The organism is Sphingobacterium sp. BN32, from assembly GCF_030503615.1.
Lineage (GTDB): Bacteria > Bacteroidota > Bacteroidia > Sphingobacteriales > Sphingobacteriaceae > Sphingobacterium.
The window spans coordinates 2,302,340-2,324,980 of sequence record NZ_CP129963.1 but is presented as its reverse complement, the minus strand read 5'-3'; the positions used below and the strand labels follow the sequence as shown (position 1 = coordinate 2,324,980).

Here is a 22,641-nt window from a genome sequence, read left to right as displayed (position 1 = left end):
AACATTACAACGTCTAAACGTTATCTATGGAATGGCTGCTGGATCCAAACATCTGGATATCTTTTTTAACACTAACAATTCTTGAAATCGTATTGGGTATTGACAATATTGTCTTTATCTCGATTCAAAGTGCAAAATTACCTGTAGAGCAACAGAAAAAAGCTCGTCAGATTGGTTTGTTATTAGCACTCGTTATGCGGGTTGGTCTATTATTCTCGATTAAATGGATTATGGGCTTAACCGAGCCATTCTTAAACCTTGCCGATACTCTAGGGATTGAGGATCCACAATGGCATCGCTATTTGACATTGTCCGGACGAGACCTCATCTTGTTCATAGGTGGATTATTCTTGATATATAAAGCCACTACGGAGATTCATCATAAAGTGGAAGGTCATATCGAAGCGAGTTCTGGAAGAAGCAAGACCGTTACTTTCTCCAGCGTAATTATTCAGATTATCATACTCGATTTAGTTTTCTCCTTAGACTCCGTTATTACCGCTGTTGGAATGGTAGATCAGATTGGAGTAATGATAGCGGCTGTTATTGTTGCAGTGGGAATCATGTTGCTATCAGCGGAGAGTATTTCCAAGTTTGTGAATGATTATCCATCGGTTAAGATGCTCGCATTAGCCTTCTTATTATTGATTGGTGTCTCGCTTACTGCAGAAGCGTTCGATCAGCATATTCCGAAAGGCTATATCTATTTCGCTATGGCATTCTCCGTACTCGTTGAATTCTTAAATATCCGTGCAGAGAAAAAAGCATTGGAACAGTTAGAAAAAGGGAAAAACAATTAAAAAAAAAGGACCATCCAATAACATTGGATGGTCCTTTTTTTATGCCTATTTATCAGATTCCTCGGAGGGAAACATCTGGTTCGCACTGATTTTACTTTTCTTATAAAGCTTTATCTGCTTTTAAGTTTCCTTGCACTTTATAATAGTTTTCTCCCATCACGCGCACGTTCTGGTTCTTTTCTACAATATAGAAATTACCCTTTTCATATACTAAGAACTCAGAAGTCTGATATAAAGTGTTTTTCACATGCTTATCCACGCTCAACATCTTAACCTTTCCTTCCTCGTTAAATGCAATTCTAACGCAAGCGAGATCTAGGTCGGGATTAGTAAAGTTATATTCAATAACCGAATCTACAGTGTCTAACTCGATAAAACCCGCATATGCTGGCTTATTGAGATCAATCGCTTTAAAACTTGAGAATTCATTATCCCAATCTTTTATCTTCAAATCCTTAGTCTCCTCCTCTTTATCCTTCGTTACGGTTTTATTTACTGTTGGATTTGCTTGTTTTAGCGAGTCTATTTCCTGTTGTATGAAACTAGGAATATCAAAATATGCTTGTGCCTTCTGTTCTGACTTTTTCTCAACTTCAGGAGAGGAACACGCGTGTAAGCCTAAGGCTAGACCTGCGAATAATACAAGTTTTTTCGATAAGTTCTTAGTATACCAATACATCCCCGTTCATTTCTAAAGGAATCTCCAAGTTCATCATCTTCAGAACTGTAGGAGCTACATCTCCCAGTTTCCCATTCTTAATATGCTTATACTCACTATCGATTAGAATACAAGGTACCAAGTTTGTCGTATGTGCCGTATTCACAGAGCCGTCCTCATTCAACATATATTCCGAATTACCATGATCGGCAAGAATAATAAACGAATATCCTTCTCTAAGACCCTGATCAACTACCTGCTTGGTCATACTATCCACTTTCTCTACAGCTTTCACTACTGCTTCAAAAACGCCCGTATGACCTACCATGTCTGGATTGGCAAAATTTAAACAGATGAAATCAGGGTGATTTACTACCATATCTTCGCAGATAGCGTCTGCGATGCCTTGCGCGCTCATTTCTGGTTGCAGATCATAAGTTGCAACCTTCGGCGAAGGGATCAAGATGCGAGATTCTCCTTCAAACTGCTCTTCGCGTCCTCCGGAGAAAAAGAAAGTCACATGCGGATACTTTTCGGTTTCCGCGATGCGAACCTGTGTCTTGTGCTGAGCCGATAATGTTTCTCCCAAGGTCTTTGTTAAATTATCCTTTTGGAAGATCACTTTAACGCCTTTGAAAGTATCGTCGTATGAAGTCATCGTCACATAATATAAATCCAATGGATGCATATCATATTCCGGGAATTCCTGTTGAGTTAATGCGATCGTGATCTCTCGGCCACGGTCTGTCCGGAAGTTATAGCAAATCACCACGTCGCCATTTTCTATCGTTGCGATAGGGGTGCCGTCTGGTTTTACCATAACGATTGGCTTCACGAATTCATCCGTTACATCATTGGCATAAGAAGTTTCGATCGAAGCGATCATATCAGTTGACGGAGTTCCTAATCCTTTTGTCAGTAAGTCGTAGGCTTCTTTTACCCGCTCCCAGCGATTATCACGGTCCATGGCATAATAACGGCCGATCGCCGAAGCGACAGTGCCGACGGAGGATACTAAATGCTGATTGAGCTCTCGCATATAGCCAACACCGCCATTCGGATCGGTATCACGACCATCTAAGAAAGCATGGATGAAAACCTGATCATTACCGAGCTCCGCATTCCTTGCAGCATCGCAAAGCGCTTTCAAGTGTAGAATATGGGAGTGCACCCCGCCATCAGATAGCAATCCAATGAAATGTACTTTCTTATTATTTTCTTTGGCGTAATCGAATGCCCGCTCTAATGTTAAATCTGAATTGAATATCCCTTCGTTTGCAGCTTTATTAATGCGCCCCAACTCCTGGTAAACCGTGCGTCCGGCACCTAAATTCATATGTCCAACCTCCGAATTACCCATCTGTCCTGCAGGTAAACCTACGGCTTCACCAGATGCCTCCAGTTTAGAATTTGGATAAGTTGCTAGTAAGTAGTCTAGGTATGGAGTTTTTGCAGCTAATACAGCGTTTGAATTGTCTTCTTTTCCGTAGCCTAATCCATCCAGGATTAATAATGCTACTCTTTTTTGATCAGAACTCATTACACAAATATAATATTAATGCAGCGAAAAGTATAATTATGATGGTTAAGCTTAGATTTTGTTAAAAATAATTATCCTTGGCATAGTTTTGGTTGTAAAAATTGGAATTTTAGAGCGATAAACTTTGATATTTTTAGAGAAGTTCCGATCATTGGAGTTTTTAGAGTCATGATACATCATTTAAAAATAAGCTGCAGACCATTATTATTTTTATGCTATGCCCTTCTTATTTTGCCATTATTGTCATTCAGCGCGTATTATAACGACGTTGGAAATGAGATAATGGAAGCTTTTAAATCGAACAATGCAAAAGCGATTTCGAACTATTTCGGATCGAATGTTTCTTTGTCTATTAAGAGCGATGGTGGCTATTATTCAAAATTTCAGGCCGAGATGTTGCTAAGTGATTTTTTTCAAAGCAATAAGACCTCAGAGATCAAACAGGTGCAAAGAACTTCGCAAAGCAATAACAGTTTTTATATCGTTTACCAATTAAAAACGTCGGTCGGAACCTACCGGGTTTTTACGAAGCTTAGCCAAATCTCGGGAGAGACTCAAATTGCTGAACTTAGAATAGAATAACATACATTTTATTGGATTTATCTTTTATTTAAAGTAATTTTTATTCATCTTCGCTTAATTTTACATTAATAAATGGAGAAAGAATTTAAAGAAAAGCTATTGCAATTTGTTGAAGAAGCAATAAAAGAGGACGTTGGGCCAGGAGACTATACCACTCTTTCTACTATTGACGAATCAAAGCAAGGTGAAGCTCAGCTATTAGTTAAGGAATCGGGGATTATTGCCGGTATTGAGGTAGCTAAGGAAATATTTTTAGCCATTGATCCCAATTTACATTTCGAAATACTTTTAAAGGATGGTGATACGGTGAAATACGGAGATATCGCATTTCGCTTGAGAGGAGCTATCCATACTATACTCAAAGGAGAACGATTGGTTCTCAATGTCATGCAACGTATGTCTGGAATTGCAACACAAACGGCAAAGTATGTGGCAGCAATCGCGGGGACCAAAGCTCGCGTTCTAGACACGCGCAAAACAACGCCTTTACTGCGTTTCTTAGAAAAGAAAGCTGTAGAGTTAGGGGGAGGGGTAAACCATCGCTTCGCGTTGTATGATATGATTCTCATCAAAGACAATCATGTTGACTATGCTGGTGGCATTACAGCCGCTGTTAATTCGGCCTTATCGTATAAGCGCGAGCATAACTTAAACATACCTATCGAAGTAGAAGTGCGCAACTTTGACGAGTTGAAAGAAGTTATTGCTATCGGTAAAGTAGATCGTGTTATGTTCGACAACTTTACGCCGACACAAGTGAAGGAAGCCGTTGACCTTGTAAACGGTCAATTGGTTACTGAAGCTTCTGGTGGAATCACCCTCGATACGATCGCAGAATACGCAAAACAAGGAGTTGATTTCATCTCTGTTGGAGCTTTAACTCACTCGGTTAAAAGTCTGGATTTGAGCTTAAAAGCAAAACTTATTTAGTAAATTGCTGTATATGATTTCAATCTATCTCGTAGGAATAGTCATATTAGCATATTTATTCGGATCGATCCCTACCGCGGTTTGGTTTGGACAAGCATTCTATGGTGTTGATGTACGTGAGTATGGTAGTGGGAATGCAGGGGCCACCAATACATTTCGTGTTCTCGGAAAAAAAGCAGGCTCCGTGGTGATGTTTGTCGACATCCTAAAGGGCTGGACAGCAACTAATTTACCTTATTTATTAGATAGTAGCGTGGTGGGTAATCACGATGCCCCACAATTTGTAAATTTCCAGCTTGCCCTAGGCGTAATAGCTGTATTAGGACACTTGTTTCCGATATTTGCTGGTTTCCGTGGCGGTAAAGGCGTGGCTACATTATTTGGGATGGTCTTGGCAATACATTGGCCCGCAGCCCTATGCTGTGTCACGGTCTTCCTACTCGTATTATTTATATTCCACTACGTTTCGCTAGGATCCATCTTAGCGGGATTTACTTTTCCATTTAGTATTGCTTTCATTTTTAAGACCACCGTACCTTCGGTTTTATTGTATGGCATTGCAATCTGCGCGTTGATTTTAGTCACTCATCAGAAAAACATCGAACGCCTACTCAAAGGCAAGGAGTCTAAAATATTTTTATTCAAGAAAAAATCATCCGGTTAAACTTTTGGGTACAAGTTTTGTTTAATCTTTGTAAAACATTATTTGTATTGAGTAAACTTAATAACAACGTTTATGAAAAGAATTTTTAAATATACGGCCATGTTAATGTTGGGGGCTTCGATTGCAGGATGTGCGACATCAGCAATCACTGGTCGTAAATACCTAAAATTGGTAGATTCTCAACAGATTAATGATCAAGCTGCACTTGCCTATAAAGACTTTTTAAGCAAAAACAACTCGAAAGTAGTTACAGGTACGGCTGCTGCAACCCAGGTTAAGCGTGTCGGTAGCAATATCGCTGTGGCTGCAAACCAGTACTTAAAACAATTGGGAATTGCAGACAAATTTAACTTCAACTGGGAGTTTAACTTGATCGAGAGCCCGGATGTCAATGCATGGTGTATGCCAGGCGGTAAAGTGGCAGTTTATACTGGTATCCTTCCGGTAGCGAAAAATGATGCTGGACTAGCAACAGTTATGGGACATGAGATTGCACACGCAATCGAAGAACACTCTGTTTCTCAGTATTCAAATGCTATGGCAGCACAATACGGTGCACAGATTTTAGGTGCTGCAGGTGCAATGTCTAACAGCAAATACATCGGTATCTTTAACCAATTGTATGGTATTGGCTACCAAGTAGGCTCATTACGATTCTCCAGAAACGACGAATTAGCAGCTGATAAAGCCGGTCTTATTCTGATGGCAATGGCGGGTTATGATCCAAATGAGTCAATCAAATTCTGGGAAAGAATGGCACAAGGTAAGTCAGGAAACCCACCAGAGTGGTTAAGTACTCACCCTAGCGATGCTCGTCGTATTGCGCAATTGCAAGCGATGATTCCAGAGGTAATGAAGTATTATAAGAAATAAACAAACTAGTATATACTAAAAAAGGAGCTCCCTAACGGGGCTCCTTTTTTTTGCCTATAGTATTTAGTATTTAGTACTTAGTATTAAGACCTATGGCGAAACATCCTGCTTCTTCCTTAAATCCTTCCTTTCCTGGTTCAGACGAAACATTACTAGCGTCAAATAGATTCTAGCGGACATAGAAAAACAAAATCCCCAACGCCATATAGGACGCCCTAGGTCTAAATACTAACTACTAACTACTAAGTACTACCTACTAAATACTAGTACAAGTCAAACCCAATGTATAACCCTTTCATAACCCTTTCAAAGCCCTTTCAGAACCCTTCGGAAAGGGCTTTGAAAGGGTTGTGATATGGGATAAGAAAGGCTATGACTTGAGGATGGTAAGTTCGGGTTATATTCTTGGGTTTATTGGTTATTCTATTTGATGCTGTTTGAAAATTATTTATTTTAATTTTTATTGTTACATTTTTGCTTTAAAGGCGACTAACCTAATATAACAACAAACAACATGAACTTAACGATTAGTAATTTAAACAAAACTTATGGTAACGGCGTGAAAGCGCTAGATAATGTTAATTTGACGATAGGGCCGGGTATGTTTGGTTTATTGGGTCCAAATGGTGCGGGGAAATCATCGCTGATGCGTACTATCGCCACTTTACAAACACCAGATTCTGGAGATATTACTTTTGGGGACATCGATATATTGAGCGATAAGAATGCGTTACGTCGCGTTTTGGGATATTTGCCACAGGAATTTGGAGTTTATCCTAACTTATCCGCCGAGGAACTGTTGAACTATTTTGCTAATCTGAAAGGAATCAGCGCTAAAGCCGATCGCCAAAAGATCGTTACGGAAGTGTTGCAGGTCACCAATCTTTACGACGTGCGCAAAAAGAGCGTAAGCGGCTATTCTGGTGGTATGAAACAACGTTTCGGTATTGCGCAGATGTTGTTGAATAATCCGAAATTAATTATTGTTGATGAGCCGACGGCGGGATTAGATCCTGCAGAGCGGCATCGATTTTTAAATGTTCTTCGCGAGATCGGGGCGCAGCATACGGTTATCTTCTCGACTCACATTGTGGATGATGTTCGTGAGTTATGCCACGAATTGGCGATCATGAATGGTGGTCGTGTGCTGTTCCGGGGCTCATCGCAACAAGGCGAGGAGCAGTTGAATGGTAAGATCTGGACGAAGCGCGTTGAACGTAGCGAGTTTGATGCTGCCAACGCAACCCATAATATCATCTCTTCGAACTATAATCAGGACAATACGCTCAATATCCGTGTGATGAGCGATGTGCAGCCCGACGAATCTTTCCGCTCGGTGAGTCCTATCCTAGAAGATGTTTATTTTGTAGCCCTTAAAAACGATAGCGTCAATGTTTAGTACCATCTTTACTTTCGAAGTAACACGCTGGTTTAAACAGCCTGTTTTCTATGTCTATTGCGTTATTTATTTTGCTTTAGCCTATTTTACGACGATCGCTGCATTGGGTGCTTTCGACGCTGTTTCTGCAACGACATCGACTCCTGTATATGTCAATTCGCCATTAAATATCGCGGGATTCTTCAATAGTTTTTCTACGCTGATTTATTTCCTGTTGCCGACCATTATCGGCGCGGCGGTGTATAGAGACTATCTGTATCACGTACATAACCTATTATTTTCATATCCGCTCGACAAATTAAGTTATCTGTCGGCGAAGTTCCTGAGCGCATTATTGGTTGTCAGTTTTGTGGCGATCCTGACAATATTAGGCTATTACATGGCTCAATTTCATCCCGGAATCGATCAGAGCATGTTGGGGCCAAATCGTTTGGACGCTTATTTCAGCGGTTTTCTATTGGTTGTATTACCAAACTTTCTATTGTTCGGGAGCATTATTTTTGCTTTGGTTACCTTCAGCAGGAACATATACGTTGGCTTTGTCTTTGTGCTGCTTCTGTTGTTATTGCAGTCGGTGCTTGATATTGCTACTCGAGATGCCGATAACCGCTATTTGGTTGCGCTGTTAGATCCGTTTGGTTTCCAGCCAATTACCTATTATACAAAGTATTGGAGCGTTGAAGAACAGAACAATAACTTATTACCGATGACGGGCGTAATGCTCTATAACCGCCTTATTTGGTCGGGTTTGGCAGTGCTGATCTTAGGTTTGGTCTATTACAAGTTTTCCTTCTCGCAATTGGGCATTAGCTTCACACGTTCAAAGTCTTCTGAGCGCGTTACGAAGAATAACTTCGGTAGTATTATTAAGATTGATTTGCCAAAAGTCGGGATATCGCATTCTTTTTTCAGCAATTTAAAACTGAGCTGGCGATTGAGCCACATCGATTTCAAATATGTGGTTAAGAACTGGACCTTCATCATCCTGTTGCTGATAGCTGCTTTATTTGTATTGGCGGTGATGTCTGTTGGGGGAATGCTATATGGAACGGTGACTTATCCGGTTACCTGGCAGGTCCTGCAAACGATGGGTGGAATATACAGTTTCTTCCTCGTGATCATGATCTTGCTGTTTGCGGGAATGCTTATACAGCGTGATCAACAGAGTAATATGAAATTGCTGATCGACTCGACATCCGTTCCTAACTGGGTATTATTGAGTTCCAAATTTATTGCTTTAATGAAGATGACGATTGCTGTCCTCATCATCAGCATGCTGACCGGTATAATCTATCAAATATATAATGGCTATTTCAAGTTCGAGATTGGACATTACCTGTACGAATTGTTTATCCTGGACTACTTGAAATATGTGGTATTGATAGGTTTTGCTTTATTTATACATGGCTTCTTCCGTAATTACTTCGTCGGGTTTATCGTTTGTCTAATCATTGTTTTAGGTATTCCGTTTCTTTCCAAGATTGGTGTTGAGCAGGCGATTTATAAATTCAATAACGGCGCTAGCTATCAATATTCGGATATGAATGGCTATGCCGATATCCGTCATTATTTATATTATCGATTATATTGGTTGTTGTTTACCGCTGTCTTATTTGCCTTGACTTTATTGTTCTGGCGTCGCGGTATCATCTCGAACGTGAAAGATAGATTGCAACAATTTGCTCTGCGTTTTAAGGCGCCTATCGTAATTCCAGCGTTACTGTCGTTGATTGCTTTCGTCGGATTAGGATATGCGATATACTATGTAAACAATGTCGTTTCGACGCGCTATTCCAACAAAGAAAAAGAGTTGCAGCAGGTAGATTATGAGAAAAAATACAGGCATTTCCAAGATTTGCCTATGCCACGATTGGTGAGCGTATTTGCGAAGGTCGATATAGCCCCGAAAGACCGTCATCTTCAGGCAGAGGGCGATTTTATCTATGTGAATAAAACGGCGCAGCCTATCGATTCGATGTTTATGCGATTTAATGGATCCGTGAAGACGATTGTTAATTTGGATCGTAAGATTAAAAATACGGTGAAGGATAGTATTTTGGAAGTCAATATCTATCATTTGCAGGAGCCTTTGATGCCTGGTGATAGTTTGAAAATTAAGTATCAACTTACTAGCCTTTCGAATACATTCTTGATGGATCGTTCCTTGATATTGGAAAATGGGACATTCTTTAACAACTCCGTTTTTCCATCTTTGGCATACGAAGATGGTGTAGAGCTTGTTGACAATAGGGTTCGTGAGAAGTATAAATTGGCGCCACGCGATCGTATGGCCGACCCGCGCGACAGCAGCAAATTGGGGAATACCTATATCTCGAAAGATGCCGATTGGATTGACTTTGAAGCGATCGTAAGTACGAGTCCTGATCAGATAGCGATTGCGCCAGGATACTTGCAGAAGGAATGGGAGGAGAATGGAAAGAAGTACTTCCATTATAAAATGGATAGCCCTATCCTTAACTTTTACTCGTTTATTTCGGCGAAATATGAGGTGAAGAAGGAAAAAATGAACGGCAAGAATATGGAGATTTACTATCATAAAGGACATGAGTATAATCTGGAACGTATGATGGCTTCGATTAAGAAATCGTTAGGATATTACGAGTCGAATTTCAGTCCATATCAGTTCAATCAGTTGCGTATTATTGAGTTTCCTAGTACGCACGGTACGTTTGCACAAGCTTTTGCGAATACGGTTCCATTTTCCGAGAGCATCGGTTTTATTGCAAAAGTAGACGATGAAAATCCAAATGCAGTAGATTATCCGTATTCGGTCGTAGCACATGAGTTTGCGCATCAATGGTGGGCGCATCAGGTGATTGGGGCAAATGTGAAGGGGGCTACCATGATGTCGGAATCTTTAGCTGAATATAGTTCCTTGAAAGTGTTGGAGCACACCTACGGCAAAGGACAGATGCGTAAGTTTTTGAAGGATGCTTTGGACCAATATTTAATGGGGCGTGCGAGTGAACAATTGAAGGAGAATCCGTTGATGTTTAATGAAAATCAACAATACATTCATTATAATAAAGGTTCGTTGGTGATGTATGCGATGAGTGACTATTTAGGAGAAAATGCATTCAGCGGCATGTTAAAGGAATATATTGCAAAGACAGCTTTTCAAAATCCACCTTATACGACTTCAATCGAGTTTGTGGATGTACTCAGAAAGCACACGCCAGATTCGTTGCAATACTTGATCAAAGACATGTACGAAACAGTGACGCTATATGATAACGCCATCGAAAATGCCAGCGTTAAGCCGCTCAAAGATGGTAAATATGAGGTGAGCATGGACTTTAAGGTTTCGAAATATCGCACGGATGAGAAGGGAAAGCGTAGCTATGAGGATGTGAAGGGGGCGAAGCTTTCGGAGAAGATGAAAGATAGCGATAAGCGCACTGTGGAATCCCTGCCTTTGCGCGATTACGTTGATATCGCGATTTTCGGTTCACCGAAGAAAGAAGGGAAGTATGAGCATGAGCATGCGCTTTTAGAAAAGCGGGTTAAAGTAGATCGTATTAAAAACCGTTTGACTTTTGTTGTTAATGAGAAGCCTATTGCGGTAGGGGTAGACCCTTATAATAAATTGATCGATACAGATTCTAATGACAATCGTCATACATTTTAATTGATTGTTCTTTACCTTTGGTAAACAGCAAAAACCAGAGAGCCATGGATAAGATTGTGAACTTACAACCTGTGCTGGAGCATGACCATTATTTGCTACTTCCTTTACAAGCGGATGATTTCGAAGAACTATATACCGTTGCTTCGGATCCTAAAGTTTGGGAGCAGCATCCGAATAAAGACCGATGGCGTCGTGATGTCTTTACGAATTTCTTTGAAGGTGCACTAAATAGTGGTGGCGCCTTCAAAGTTATCGATAAGGATAGTATGGCGGTTATTGGCTGCACGCGATTTTACGATAGAGAGCCCGAGAATGATAGCATCCATATAGGCTATACATTCTATGCAACGAACTACTGGGGTTCGGGGGCAAATCATGCTGTGAAGCGCATGATGCTAACCTACATTTTTCCCTATGTTTCGAAAGTCCTTTTCCATATTGGAGCGGAGAACTTACGTTCGCAGATTTCCATCGAGCGCCTGGGTGCTATTAAGATTGATGAGAAGGAAGTGGCCTATTATGGAGAGGGCGTGAAGAAGAATTTTGTTTACTTAATTGATAAAAGCAATTGGCAGAACTTAGAGGGTTAATCGAGCGATACGAGTCGAATGATTATCAGGTATTGGTTGATATATGGGAATCTGCTGTAAAAGCTACTCATGATTTTTTGGCAGAGGAGGACTTTCTGTTTTTCAAAGATGCGATTCCGAACGAATATCTGCCTCTGTTGAAGATCTATGTTTTTCGAGCGGAGACTATTCTCGGATTTATGGCAGTAAATGAGCAGCATTTAGAAATGTTGTTCGTGCATGATGCGGTTCGCGGCTGTGGAATTGGGAAGCAACTGTTGGGTTATGCTGTTGAAGTGCTTGGTGTAAATTCTGTGGATGTAAATGAGCAGAATGAGCAGGCGGTTGCATTCTATCAAAAGCAGGGATTTAAGGTCGCTTCGCGTACGGAGAAGGATTCTCTGGGTAAAGATTATCCGGTTCTTCTCTTAGTTATCGATTAAGTATTTCGTATTTTTGGGCTTTATAAAAGTTTGAGTCCCCATAAAACATGAATATTCAAGACCTTATTATTAAGGATAAAGAACCAGTTAATTTAAATGATGTTTTCCTAAGCGAGGAAAACCGATTGCAGATCGAGCAATTGATTAAAGAACAGTTATATGTTGAAGATCTTCAACAGTATGGCCTCCCGGTAAACAATAAGGTTTTGCTATTCGGCAGCTCCGGCTGTGGGAAAACAACGACGGCAAAGGCGATTGCCCATGCTGTGGAACGCCCCTTGATCGTATTGAACCTAAGCAATATCATTAATTCTAGAATTGGGGAGACCTCCCAAAATATCAAGCAGGTATTCGATCGTGCAATCCGCGATAAGGCGGTGCTATTTCTGGATGAGTTTGATCAGATTGGAAAGGCGAGGGGCGAGGATGAGAACGATGTTGGCGAGATGCGCCGTTTGGTGAATACCATGATCCAACTGATAGATTATTTGCCCGAGCAAGTTATGCTCATCTGTGCAACGAATCATATTGACATCATAGACTTTGCGCTGATTCGTCGTTTTCAGTTAAAGATCAGTTTTGAAATGCCATCCGACGAAGTATTGGATACCTATTATAATAAGTTGCTTGCGCGTTTCCCAAGCGAATTGCAGCAGATTGAACGTCGCTATAATATCTCTTTCGCGGAAGCGAAGGATTATACTTACACGCTTGTAAAAGCGAAGTTGATCGCCGCATTGGAAGGAAGGCATCAGAAAATTGTTGAGTAGGTATAAGACGTTAGATTTTAGATTTTAGACCCGATCATGGTCATCCTTACATCCTTCCTTTCCTTGTTCAGACAACTCATTTGAATTACGGTTTGTCTTGAACCAGGAAAGGAAAGATTTTAGGATTGACAGGATGATTGGTATACCGTATAAATGAGGGACATATTGAGCGCCATAGGTCTTTATACTAAGTACTTATTACTAAGTACTATCTTGAACCAGGAAAGAAAGGATTTAAGGATTGACAGGATCTTGCGTCATGGGTCTAACTACTAAATACTTACTACTAACTACTATTTCTGTTCAAGACAATATACATTCCGACGATCAGTGTCTGATATCTAAAACCTAATATCTCACATCTAAATCAAACATCTAAATAACAAAAAAGGCGGTTCGAAGAACCGCCTTTTTGTTATTTGTACATTTGCTCGCGTTGTGCTTTTACAGCATCGGAGTTGATGTATTCGTCATACGTCATGAGTTTGTCGATGATTCCGTTTGGAGTAAGCTCAATGATGCGGTTTGCCACAGTTTGGGTCAACTCGTGGTCACGAGATGTAAACAGCATCGATCCTTTGAAATCGTTCATACCGTTGTTTAATGCGGTAATGGATTCCAGGTCCAAGTGGTTGGTAGGTTCGTCGAAGATTAGGAAATTAGCTCCTTGTAACATCATACGAGAGAACATACAACGCATTTTCTCACCACCGGATAGTACTGAACATTTCTTCAATACCTCTTCACCCGAGAATAACATTTTACCTAAGAATCCGCGGATGAATTGCTCATCAGCGTCAGGTTTCGTAGTGTAGTCTCTTAACCAGTCAACGAGGTTCTCATCCTTTCCGTCGAAGAACGCAGAGTTGTCTATAGGCATGTCTGCTGGCGTAATTGTTACGCCCCATTTGAACTCACCTTTATAGTCTTGATCACGGCCTGTTAGGATATCGTAGAATGCTGAGGTCACTAAGTTGTTTTCCGCAAGGACAGCAATCTTATCACCTTTATTCATCATAAATGTGATGTCTTTGAAATAAACTTCACCGTTCTTGGTTTTGCTTAATCCTTCGACATTCAAGATTTGATCTCCAGGCTCTCTATCCATCATGTTGAACATGATAGCAGGGTATTTTCTGTTTGAAGGCTTGATCTCGTCGATATTGATCTTGTCCAAGGCTTTCTTACGAGAAGTTGCTTGTTTCGATTTGGAAGCGTTGGCCGAGAAGCGACGGATAAACTCCTGTAGTTCTTTAACCTTATCTTCCATCTTCTTATTCTGATCAGCACGTTGTTTCAATGCTAATTGAGAAGACTCGTACCAGAAGGTGTAGTTACCAGAGTAGATTGACATCTTGCTGAAGTCGATATCCACAATGTGCGTACATACAGCATCTAAGAAGTGACGGTCGTGGGATACGACCAATACGATCGCTTCGTAAGAAGCAAGGAAATCTTCCAACCAAGCAATGGTATTGATGTCCAAGTCGTTGGTAGGCTCATCCAGAATCAGGATATCCGGGTTACCGAAAAGTGCTTGTGCTAATAGGACACGAACCTTTTCATTACCATCCAATTCCTTTACTTGCTTATAGTGTTGTTCTTCTTTGATTCCTAAGTTGCTCAATAGGGTTGCTGCATTGCTTTCCGCGTTCCAGCCATCCATTTCTGCGAATAAACTTTCTAACTCACCCGCACGCTCTCCGTCGGCATCCGTAAAGGGATCTTTCATATAGATTTCATCCTTTTCTTTCATGACTTTGAATAACTCTTGGTTACCCATCATGACTGTTTGGATTACTGAGAATTCGTCGAATGCATAGTGGTTCTGGTTAAGAACGGACATGCGCTCACCTGGAGTAAAAGAAACTGATCCTGTACTTGGATCTACTTCTCCTGATATGATTTTTAGGAATGTAGATTTACCAGCACCATTGGCACCAATAATACCGTAACAATTTCCGGGAGTAAATTTTAGGTTGACATCTTCGAATAGAATACGTTTTCCATAGCGAAGAGATAAATTTGATACATTAATCATGCTGCAAAGATACGCTTTTCGATTGGATTAGTGTACGGTCAAGTCGCTAATAATTAGGGACTGATTAGTAGTCGATTTGATAAATTGAAAATAAATTTCAGTAGTCGATAGTACTCAGCCTGAAAAATACTGTTTATACTATTGAACGAACCTCATTCTTTCGCGTCGTTCGAACATAATAAAGCCAATTATGACCGTGAGGATTACAGAATTATTGTTGGATAAGTATCTATCCGATAGTTGCTCCAAAGAAGAACTGAAGTTCGTAGAGGAGTATTTAAGTTCGATCGAAGGAAAGCAACATCTAGATCAATATTTGGATAGGGCATGGGAGAATGTTTTGAAAGAGCGAGTGGATGAGACGGTGCTAGAAGTATGCAGAAAGATGTTTTTGGAGGAGGTTGAAAGGGAAAAGCACATGGAAGATCGCAATGGGAAGAGATAGTCTCGACTAGCAGGCTAATTAGCATTTAAGACAAACCAACTAAATAATAACCATAGCAAATTGGAGCATAATACAACAATTAATTAGGGCATCTCATTGAAATACTGAACGGCAAAACGCTGTTCTAAACATCATCATTCGATAATAATTAACCAAAATACACTTTAAGTTTTGACAGAATTTTTATGACTAATTACTTAACTATATGGATTTATTTTTAATTTTTAACAAAGCAAAGTCGTTTTGGATAACAACATTTTCTTTGATGTTGGTTTTATGCTGTGTATCGAACGCTGAGGCGAATGGTATTGATTTGATAAAAATCCAAAGAACGATTAAAGGGGAAGTGCGTGATCAGGCGGGTAATCCATTGTCTGGAGCTTCGGTGATGATCAAGGGAACATCTCAAGGACTGTCAACGGATTCAAAAGGACAGTTTACACTTCAGGTTCCTGCGGATGCAGTTCTCCAAATTCGATTATTAGGCTATGAAGGGCAAGATATTGCTGTTGGTACTCGTGACTTTATCAGTGTTCGTCTGAAGGCTACAAGCACCGTTCTAGATGATGTCGTCGTGACGGGCTATCAGATTGTGAGTAAGCGACAGTTTACTGGCGCTTCGACCAAGATTAACACCGAAGATGTCCGTCGCGACGGTATTGCCGATGTCAGCAGAATGTTGGAAGGGCAAGTTGCGGGTGTTTCGGTTCAGAATGTGTCGGGGACATTTGGTGCTGCTCCTAAAATCCGTGTCCGGGGTGCAACTTCCATCAGCGGGGACAACAAACCCTTATGGGTTGTTGATGGGATGATCCTAGAGGACATTATCAATATTTCTAACGAGCAGCTGTCGACTGGTGACCCAGCGACATTAATCGGCTCCTCTGTTGCGGGATTAAATCCCGACGATATTGAGAGTTTCGAGATCTTAAAAGATGCCGCTGCGACTTCTCTATATGGCGCCCGCGCCATGAACGGGGTGATCGTGATTACCACTAAAAAAGGTCGGGTCGGCACGCCTTTGGTTTCTTACACAGGAAATTTCTCGACCTATCTTAAACCTTCTTACGGTCAATTCAACATCATGAATTCCCACGATCAGATGTCTATGTATGCTGAATTGCAGCGCAAGGGCTGGTTGAATTATGGGCAAACATCGCGGTTCGCAAATGGGGGTGTCTTCGTTAAGATGGCCGATTTGATCAATCAGTATGACGAATCGAATGGACAATTTGGATTGAAGAATGATCCTGCGAGCAGACGCGCCTTTTTGGAGCGCTATGCGAATGCAAATACCGATTGGTTTGATGTACTGTTCAATAATTCGCTGATGCAGGAACATGCATTAAGTGTTTCGATGGGTACCGAAAATGGTCAGTTGTATGTATCTACTAGTTATTTGAACGATAATGGTTGGAGTAAAGCCGATGCGGTTCAACGTTATACGGGGAACGTGCGGGCAACTTTTACCCCAAGTAAGCGCCTGAACTTTGGAATAATCGCCCAAGGTTCCATACGTGATCAAAATGCACCGGGAACTTTAGGTCGAACCAGTAATCAGGTTACGGGGAGTTTTGATCGTGATTTTGATATCAACCCGTTTAGTTATGCATTGAATACAAGCAGAGTGCTTACACCGTATGACGAACATGGTAACCTTGAATATTTCAGACGCAATTTTGCACCCTTCAACATTCTTAACGAGTTAGAATACAATAATATCAAGCTGAACTTTATTGATTTCAAGATGCAGGGTGATTTGCGCTATAATATTCTAAATAACCTTAAGTTTTCTTTTGAAGGAGCATATCGATACGCCGTCACCAACCAAGAGCATAATATTCATGAAAACTCGAATATGCCTAATGCGTACCGCGCGGATGCAGATGCGACGATCCGAGAATCGAACCGATTCCTGTATCGCGATCCGGATAATCCAGAGGCGGAGCCTATTGTTATACTACCTTATGGAGGGTTCTACAATACCGACGATGTTAATATGGTTAGTTACATCCTGCGGAATTCGTTGGACTATAATGTAAAACTCGCTAAAGACCATAAGCTGAACACTTACGCCTTTATGGAGCTACGTTCAGCAGACAGAAAGTTTAAGCAATTCAACGGATATGGCTATCAATTTGATAAGGGCGGTGTGCCGTATGTAGACCCTAAGTTTCTGAAAATGATGGTCGAAGCGAATGCCAACTATTTTGAGATGTCCAAACGAAAGGAGCGATTTCTAGCCTATGGTTTAAATACACGATATACATTCAAAGATCGATACAACCTGGCAGGAACTGTTCGCTATGACGGCTCCAACTTAATGGGACGCACGAATACCGCACGTTGGTTACCAACTTGGAACGTCAGTGGCTCCTGGAACATCGATGGCGAAGCATTCTTCCAAAACCAAAGCTTTATAAACACTGCGACGCTTCGCGCCAGTTATGGTTTGACCGCAAGTAGCGGGCCCGCGACGAACTCAAGCGTGGTACTGCGCAATCGTGCCGCGAATAGACCATACTTAACCGAAAGAGAGTCTGTGATTGGGATAGACCACGTCGAGAACTCCGAGTTGACCTGGGAAAAAATGTACAAAGCTAATATCGGATTTGATATGGCTATGTGGAATAATAAACTGACCCTAACAATGGATTATTATGATCACGATAGCTATGATCTGATTGGTCTTATCCGAACAGGAGGAATAGACGGGGAGCCCATGAAGTTGGCAAACTATGCCGATATGGAAGCTTATGGAGTAGAGGGAACCTTGGGTGTAAAGTTGTTAGACAAAACAGATTGGAAATGGGATACGCAATTTAACTTCGGATATAATAAATCGAAGATTACGAACCTACGTAATGAACCAAATATTTGGTCGTTGGTCAATAGCGACGGCGGAGCAAAGGTGGGCTATCCACAACGAGGCTTATTTTCTTTAGATTACAAAGGGCTTGATCAAACACAAGGGATGCCTAAATTCATGAACGAGAAGGGCGAGGAGTCTCCCAGAGTCTTTTTACAAGATCTAAATACATCACACCTCGTATATGAAGGTTCTATCGATCCATTGTTTACTGGTGGTTTCTTCAACGGATTCCAGTATAAGAACATCCGACTTACTGCATTAGTCACATTTAGTACGGGAAATGTTGTCAGGCTTCGTCCGGCATTCAGAAGTTCGTATACCGAGCTTGACGCCACGCCGGATGAGTTCTTAAATCGATGGCTGATGTATGGCGATGATGCAGAACCATCCATATTGGACCGTCGTGAGAATGCTGATATCATCGGTTCTTATCCTTACAATAACTATAACTATTCCACTAGACGTGTCGCGAAAGGCGATTTTATTCGACTGAAGCAAGTGATGCTCTCGTATAATCTTCCGCAGAAAATGCTTAAAGCTTCGACTTTAAAATCAGCTTCATTGAGCTTAGTAGCAAATAATTTATGGTTGATCTATTCAGATAAAGATTTGAATGGGCAGGATCCTGAATTCTTTGGCTCGGGTGGGGTTGCTATGCCTATCCCTCGTCAATTTACGCTATCACTTAAACTTGGAATTTAGAACCATACGAATATGAAAACTATAAACAAGATTTTCACGCTATCTCTGATTGCTGCGCTAGGTTTTTTACAGTCGTGTAATAAATTCCTGGATGTAAATCCCGATATGCGTACGGAGCTTAATTCGGTAGAGAAAGTTGCAGAACTTCTCGCAACGGCCTATCCACAAGCAAGCTATATCACTTTTACAGAGGCGATGACCGATAATGCCGGAGACAAGGGTGCCGGAACGGTAGAAATCATAAATTCAGCACCTTATCGATTTGAAGATGTCGCAGATATTAACAGGGACTCACCTACCAACTATTGGAATGCAGCTTATGCGGCTATTGCTGCTGCAAACCATGCGTTAGAGGCGATCGAAAAGGCGGGAGATGATCCTGCATATAGACCTTACAGAGGGGAAGCCCTAGTCGCTAGAGCATATGCGCACTTTATGTTGGTCAATTTCTTTGCACAACCTTATGACGCAACTACTGCAGCAACTAATCCAGGAGTTCCCTATGTTACCGAAGTCGGTAAAGTGGTTATTGGTAAATATGAACGTAGTACAGTAGCGGAAACTTATAATAAAATAGAAAAGGATCTGTTAGAAGGACTGCCACTTTTAGATAACGCAGCTTATAAGAAGGCCCCAAAATATCATTTTACGGTTTCTGCGGCACATGCTTTTGCAACGCGCTTTTACCTCTTCAAAAAAGAATACGAAAAAACGATCGAGCATGCGGACCAAGTATTCGTTGGAGGGGATATTGCATCAAATCTCCGCGCTATTAACTCGGAAGCTTACCGTTCTCTTCAATACTATGAACTGCAAGCTCAATACACCAGGGCTGAAAATCCTGCGAATCTATTATTGGCAGAAGCCCCTTCTGTTTGGGGGAGGAACTACGCCTTCTATCGCTATAGCCTGACAAATGATATATTGAATGAACTATTTACAACTTCCAATGTAACGGACGGTTCATGGGCATATAATATATATGGAAGAGAGACCACATTGAATATTCCGAAATTTAGGGAGCACTTTGTTCGTCAAACATTGAATGCTGAGACTGGAATACCGTATAATATGGTTCCATTGTTTACTGCGGAGGAGGTATTATTTAATAGGGCGGAGGCATATGCTGAATTGTCAAGATTTGATAATGCAATAAAGGATCTAAATGATTTCGCATCCAAACGTATTATATATAGCTTCTCAATTCCAATATATGTTCCGGAATTACACAATATCACAGACCGAAAACTGTTGGCTTTTTACAAAACCGCAGATCTGAAACGCGCGACAATACAGTGTGTTTTAGATTTCAAGCGTGTGGATTTTATTTTTGAAGGACAACGCTGGTTCGATATTATCCGTCATAAATTACCGGTTACCCATAAGACTTCAGACAATGAAACCCTCGTGCTGGGTGTCAATGATCCGATGCGCGTGTTCCAAATACCGCAAGAAGCGCAAAGTTCTGGTATAGAATTAAATCCTCGCTAATTATGAAAAGAAAAAACATCAATCCCTATTTGATCCTTCTGCTAGCGTTGTTCTTGAGCGCTTGTAGCAAAGAAGAAAAGATAAAGCAAACTCCAATTCTAGGGCTTGGAGGAGATACCTGGGTCAATGGCCCTATTGACGATTGGTTGAAGAAGGAGTTTTTAGACCCCTATAATATTGAAGTTAAATATCGCTGGGACCCTTACGAGCTAAACTATGTCAAGAGTATAGTTCCAATTCGGGAGGAAAAGATTCAACCTTCTATGTCTTCTGTTCGTGAAATATGGATCAAGCCTTATGTAAAAGTCGCAGGAGACTCGTTCATCAAGAAATATGCGCCAAAGCAGTTTGTCTTAGCGGGTAGTGCGGAATGGAATAATGATGGTACAATCGTGTTAGGACAGGCCGAAGGAGGTCGGAAGATCGTTTTGCTTCTGTTGAATGAATTTGATGCGAAAGATAAGCCGCAAGTGGAGCGGATGCTGCACACCATGCATCATGAGTTTGCACACATATTACATCAAACAAAGTTATATCCACTGGAATGGAAGGCTTTGAACCCGGAATGGTATACGGCGACCTGGTTTAATAATACAGATGATGTTGCTCATCAACAGGGCTTGATATCGGCTTATGCGAAGGCGAATGCCGATGAAGATTTTGTTGAAACTGTCTCATTTCTATTAGTATACGGACAAGCTCATTTTGATGCAGTGGTCAATAAAGCTAATGTTTCGGCGAAAGCGAAAGCAATCCTGAGGAAGAAAGAAGCTATGATTGTCGACTATTTCACAAAACAATATCAAATCGACTTCAGAGCCTTACAGCGAGAAACGCAATCAGCCTTGGCAGCCTTTCTTGCGCAGTAACCATCATTCATCATTTCAAAATTAAACAGCATGAAAAAATATATAGCTTGGATAATTTTAAGTCTTCTCGTTCTATGTTACGCCTGTAAGAAGAATGAATTTGAAGGCGAGCGTCCAGACAAAAAGTTGGGAGAAGCCTTGGTATCCTTTGAAAAAACATTGGTTTCTGCAGAGCATGGTTGGAAAGCACATCTGTACCCCGATAGGGGCCGAGGTTTTGGCTTTTATCTAAAATTTAACGATAAAAACCGGGTAACCATGTATTCGGATATTAACAATGCCACAGGTACAACATCCAAGGAAAGTTCCTTTAGATTAAAAGCCGTAACAACACCGGCACTTTATTTTGACACGTACTCCTACATGCATCTATTGGCAGATCCCGATCCTGCGATACTTAATGGGGTGCCGGGATGGGGGATGTTTTCTGATTTCGAGTTCAACTTCAAAAAACTTAGTGCAGATACAATAGAGTTAGTCGGTAGTTTGTCCAAAAGTAAATTGGTATTGGTGAAAGCGAATGCTGAAGAATCAGCAGCCTATAGTAACGGAAATCTGAACAATTTACGCACCGTTGCTGAAAACTACAACAAAACTGCACGATTCCCTTATCTCAATACGAAGTCGGGGGTAAGGGTCAGTACAGCATTGAACCTGGTAACCAAAGAGGTATCCTTCGTTTATATAAATGGATCGAAACTGGAAACCAAGATTCTAGGTTTTGCCTTTTCCGGACTCAATGAAATTGTTCTAAAGGAAGCCTTCGTATTTGACGACTTACATGTGGAAAAGTTTGTTCTTGGACTAAACGATAATACTGTTGTCGCAATGAACGCTGGACAGCGCCTGCCGATTCAATCTGCGGCTGAGCCGATTTTACCGTTGAACAAAATATTAGGAGTGCAGTATATGTCTATCGTCGTCCCAATGGAACAAGCGGTTGTAGGCAGTGGAGCGGAGTTTAATACACGAAGAACGGCGTTTCTAACTGCAGCGAGGTCAGCTTTAGCTGCTGGAACCATATTTCCACAGATGAATTTAGTATTTGACATCAAAGAACAGGTCTTGGTCGTGAACCAGATTATTAGACAAGGCTTCAATAACTTTTCGGCGCTGTACATCTTTACCTATCGCATGGACGGAGACCAGTTCGTATTGAATTACGAGCAGCCTCTTTACGGGAATGCGGAAGTGCTTGAGAATGCCTTTAAGCCTATCATTGAAGGCTTTCATCAAGGGAAATTTGAATTTAATTATGATCTGACAGCCACACAAATTAGAGCGAGCGGCGAGAATAAGAATTTAGCCGGATTCAAATTTATTGGCGAATTAAATTAAAAAGTT

18 protein-coding genes are annotated in these 22,641 nt (G+C 41.0%); 15 read left to right on the top strand and 3 right to left on the bottom strand.

Going from position 1 to position 22,641, the window contains the following annotated elements; all coding sequences use genetic code 11:
• Window positions 1-26: 26 nt before the first annotated feature.
• Window positions 27-800, top strand: a complete 774-nt coding sequence (locus QYC40_RS09745; protein ID WP_301990060.1) for a TerC family protein — start codon at window positions 27-29, stop codon at window positions 798-800.
• A 100-nt stretch (window positions 801-900) separates the two neighbouring features.
• Here the strand turns inward: QYC40_RS09745 and QYC40_RS09740 are convergent, their stop codons facing one another.
• A complete protein-coding gene (locus tag QYC40_RS09740) occupies window positions 901-1,479 on the bottom strand; it encodes a hypothetical protein (protein ID WP_301990059.1) in 579 nt (192 codons plus the stop codon).
• Window positions 1,463-2,998 carry a 2,3-bisphosphoglycerate-independent phosphoglycerate mutase gene (gpmI, locus tag QYC40_RS09735; RefSeq protein WP_301990058.1) on the bottom strand — a complete coding sequence of 512 codons (1,536 nt, stop codon included), beginning with the start codon at window positions 2,996-2,998 and terminating at the stop codon, window positions 1,463-1,465. Before gpmI ends, QYC40_RS09740 begins: the two co-directional genes overlap by 17 nt.
• A gap of 282 nt (window positions 2,999-3,280) precedes the next feature.
• Between gpmI and QYC40_RS09730 the strand changes: the two genes are divergently transcribed.
• The 9 genes from QYC40_RS09730 (at window position 3,281) to QYC40_RS09690 (ending at window position 12,877) form a co-directional block, all read left to right on the top strand.
• The gene (locus QYC40_RS09730) at window positions 3,281-3,580 is read left to right on the top strand and encodes a DUF4783 domain-containing protein (RefSeq protein ID WP_301990057.1); all 300 of its coding nucleotides are present in this window, start codon (window positions 3,281-3,283) and stop codon (window positions 3,578-3,580) included.
• 72 nt (window positions 3,581-3,652) lie between these two features.
• Window positions 3,653-4,510, top strand: a complete 858-nt coding sequence (nadC, locus tag QYC40_RS09725; protein WP_301990056.1) for a carboxylating nicotinate-nucleotide diphosphorylase — start codon at window positions 3,653-3,655, stop codon at window positions 4,508-4,510.
• Between the two features lie 13 nt (window positions 4,511-4,523).
• Window positions 4,524-5,174 (top strand): glycerol-3-phosphate 1-O-acyltransferase PlsY, encoded by a 651-nt coding sequence (plsY, locus tag QYC40_RS09720; protein WP_301990055.1) that lies wholly within the window; start codon window positions 4,524-4,526, stop codon window positions 5,172-5,174.
• A 72-nt stretch (window positions 5,175-5,246) separates the two neighbouring features.
• A complete protein-coding gene (locus QYC40_RS09715) occupies window positions 5,247-6,047 on the top strand; it encodes a M48 family metallopeptidase (RefSeq protein ID WP_301990054.1) in 801 nt (266 codons plus the stop codon).
• 514 nt (window positions 6,048-6,561) lie between these two features.
• Entirely contained in the window at window positions 6,562-7,446 is an 885-nt protein-coding gene (locus QYC40_RS09710; RefSeq protein ID WP_301990053.1) for an ABC transporter ATP-binding protein, read from the top strand.
• Window positions 7,439-11,095, top strand: a complete 3,657-nt coding sequence (locus QYC40_RS09705; protein WP_301990052.1) for a M1 family aminopeptidase — start codon at window positions 7,439-7,441, stop codon at window positions 11,093-11,095. Before QYC40_RS09710 ends, QYC40_RS09705 begins: the two co-directional genes overlap by 8 nt.
• Window positions 11,096-11,139: 44 nt before the next feature.
• Window positions 11,140-11,685, top strand: a complete 546-nt coding sequence (locus tag QYC40_RS09700; RefSeq protein WP_301990051.1) for a GNAT family N-acetyltransferase — start codon at window positions 11,140-11,142, stop codon at window positions 11,683-11,685.
• The gene (locus QYC40_RS09695) at window positions 11,664-12,107 is read left to right on the top strand and encodes a GNAT family N-acetyltransferase (protein WP_301990050.1); all 444 of its coding nucleotides are present in this window, start codon (window positions 11,664-11,666) and stop codon (window positions 12,105-12,107) included. Before QYC40_RS09700 ends, QYC40_RS09695 begins: the two co-directional genes overlap by 22 nt.
• A 47-nt stretch (window positions 12,108-12,154) precedes the next feature.
• Complete coding sequence (locus tag QYC40_RS09690) at window positions 12,155-12,877, top strand: AAA family ATPase (RefSeq protein WP_301990049.1); 723 nt, start codon at window positions 12,155-12,157, stop codon at window positions 12,875-12,877.
• 415 nt (window positions 12,878-13,292) lie between these two features.
• Here QYC40_RS09690 and QYC40_RS09685 read toward each other — a convergent pair whose 3' ends face one another.
• Entirely contained in the window at window positions 13,293-14,918 is a 1,626-nt protein-coding gene (locus QYC40_RS09685; protein ID WP_301990048.1) for an ABC-F family ATP-binding cassette domain-containing protein, read from the bottom strand.
• A gap of 190 nt (window positions 14,919-15,108) precedes the next feature.
• Between QYC40_RS09685 and QYC40_RS09680 the strand changes: the two genes are divergently transcribed.
• From QYC40_RS09680 to QYC40_RS09660, 5 genes are all read left to right on the top strand, one after another.
• Window positions 15,109-15,363, top strand: a complete 255-nt coding sequence (locus QYC40_RS09680) for a hypothetical protein (RefSeq protein ID WP_301990047.1) — start codon at window positions 15,109-15,111, stop codon at window positions 15,361-15,363.
• A 205-nt stretch (window positions 15,364-15,568) separates the two neighbouring features.
• Window positions 15,569-18,937 (top strand): SusC/RagA family TonB-linked outer membrane protein, encoded by a 3,369-nt coding sequence (locus QYC40_RS09675; protein ID WP_301990046.1) that lies wholly within the window; start codon window positions 15,569-15,571, stop codon window positions 18,935-18,937.
• A gap of 12 nt (window positions 18,938-18,949) precedes the next feature.
• Window positions 18,950-20,428, top strand: coding sequence for a RagB/SusD family nutrient uptake outer membrane protein (locus tag QYC40_RS09670; RefSeq protein WP_301990045.1), 1,479 nt, complete (start codon window positions 18,950-18,952; stop codon window positions 20,426-20,428).
• 2 nt (window positions 20,429-20,430) lie between these two features.
• Window positions 20,431-21,297: a putative zinc-binding metallopeptidase gene (locus QYC40_RS09665; RefSeq protein WP_301990044.1), complete on the top strand. Its 867-nt coding sequence runs from the start codon at window positions 20,431-20,433 to the stop codon at window positions 21,295-21,297.
• A 30-nt stretch (window positions 21,298-21,327) separates the two neighbouring features.
• Entirely contained in the window at window positions 21,328-22,635 is a 1,308-nt protein-coding gene (locus QYC40_RS09660; RefSeq protein WP_301990043.1) for a DUF4302 domain-containing protein, read from the top strand.
• The last annotated feature ends 6 nt before the right edge of the window (window positions 22,636-22,641 follow it).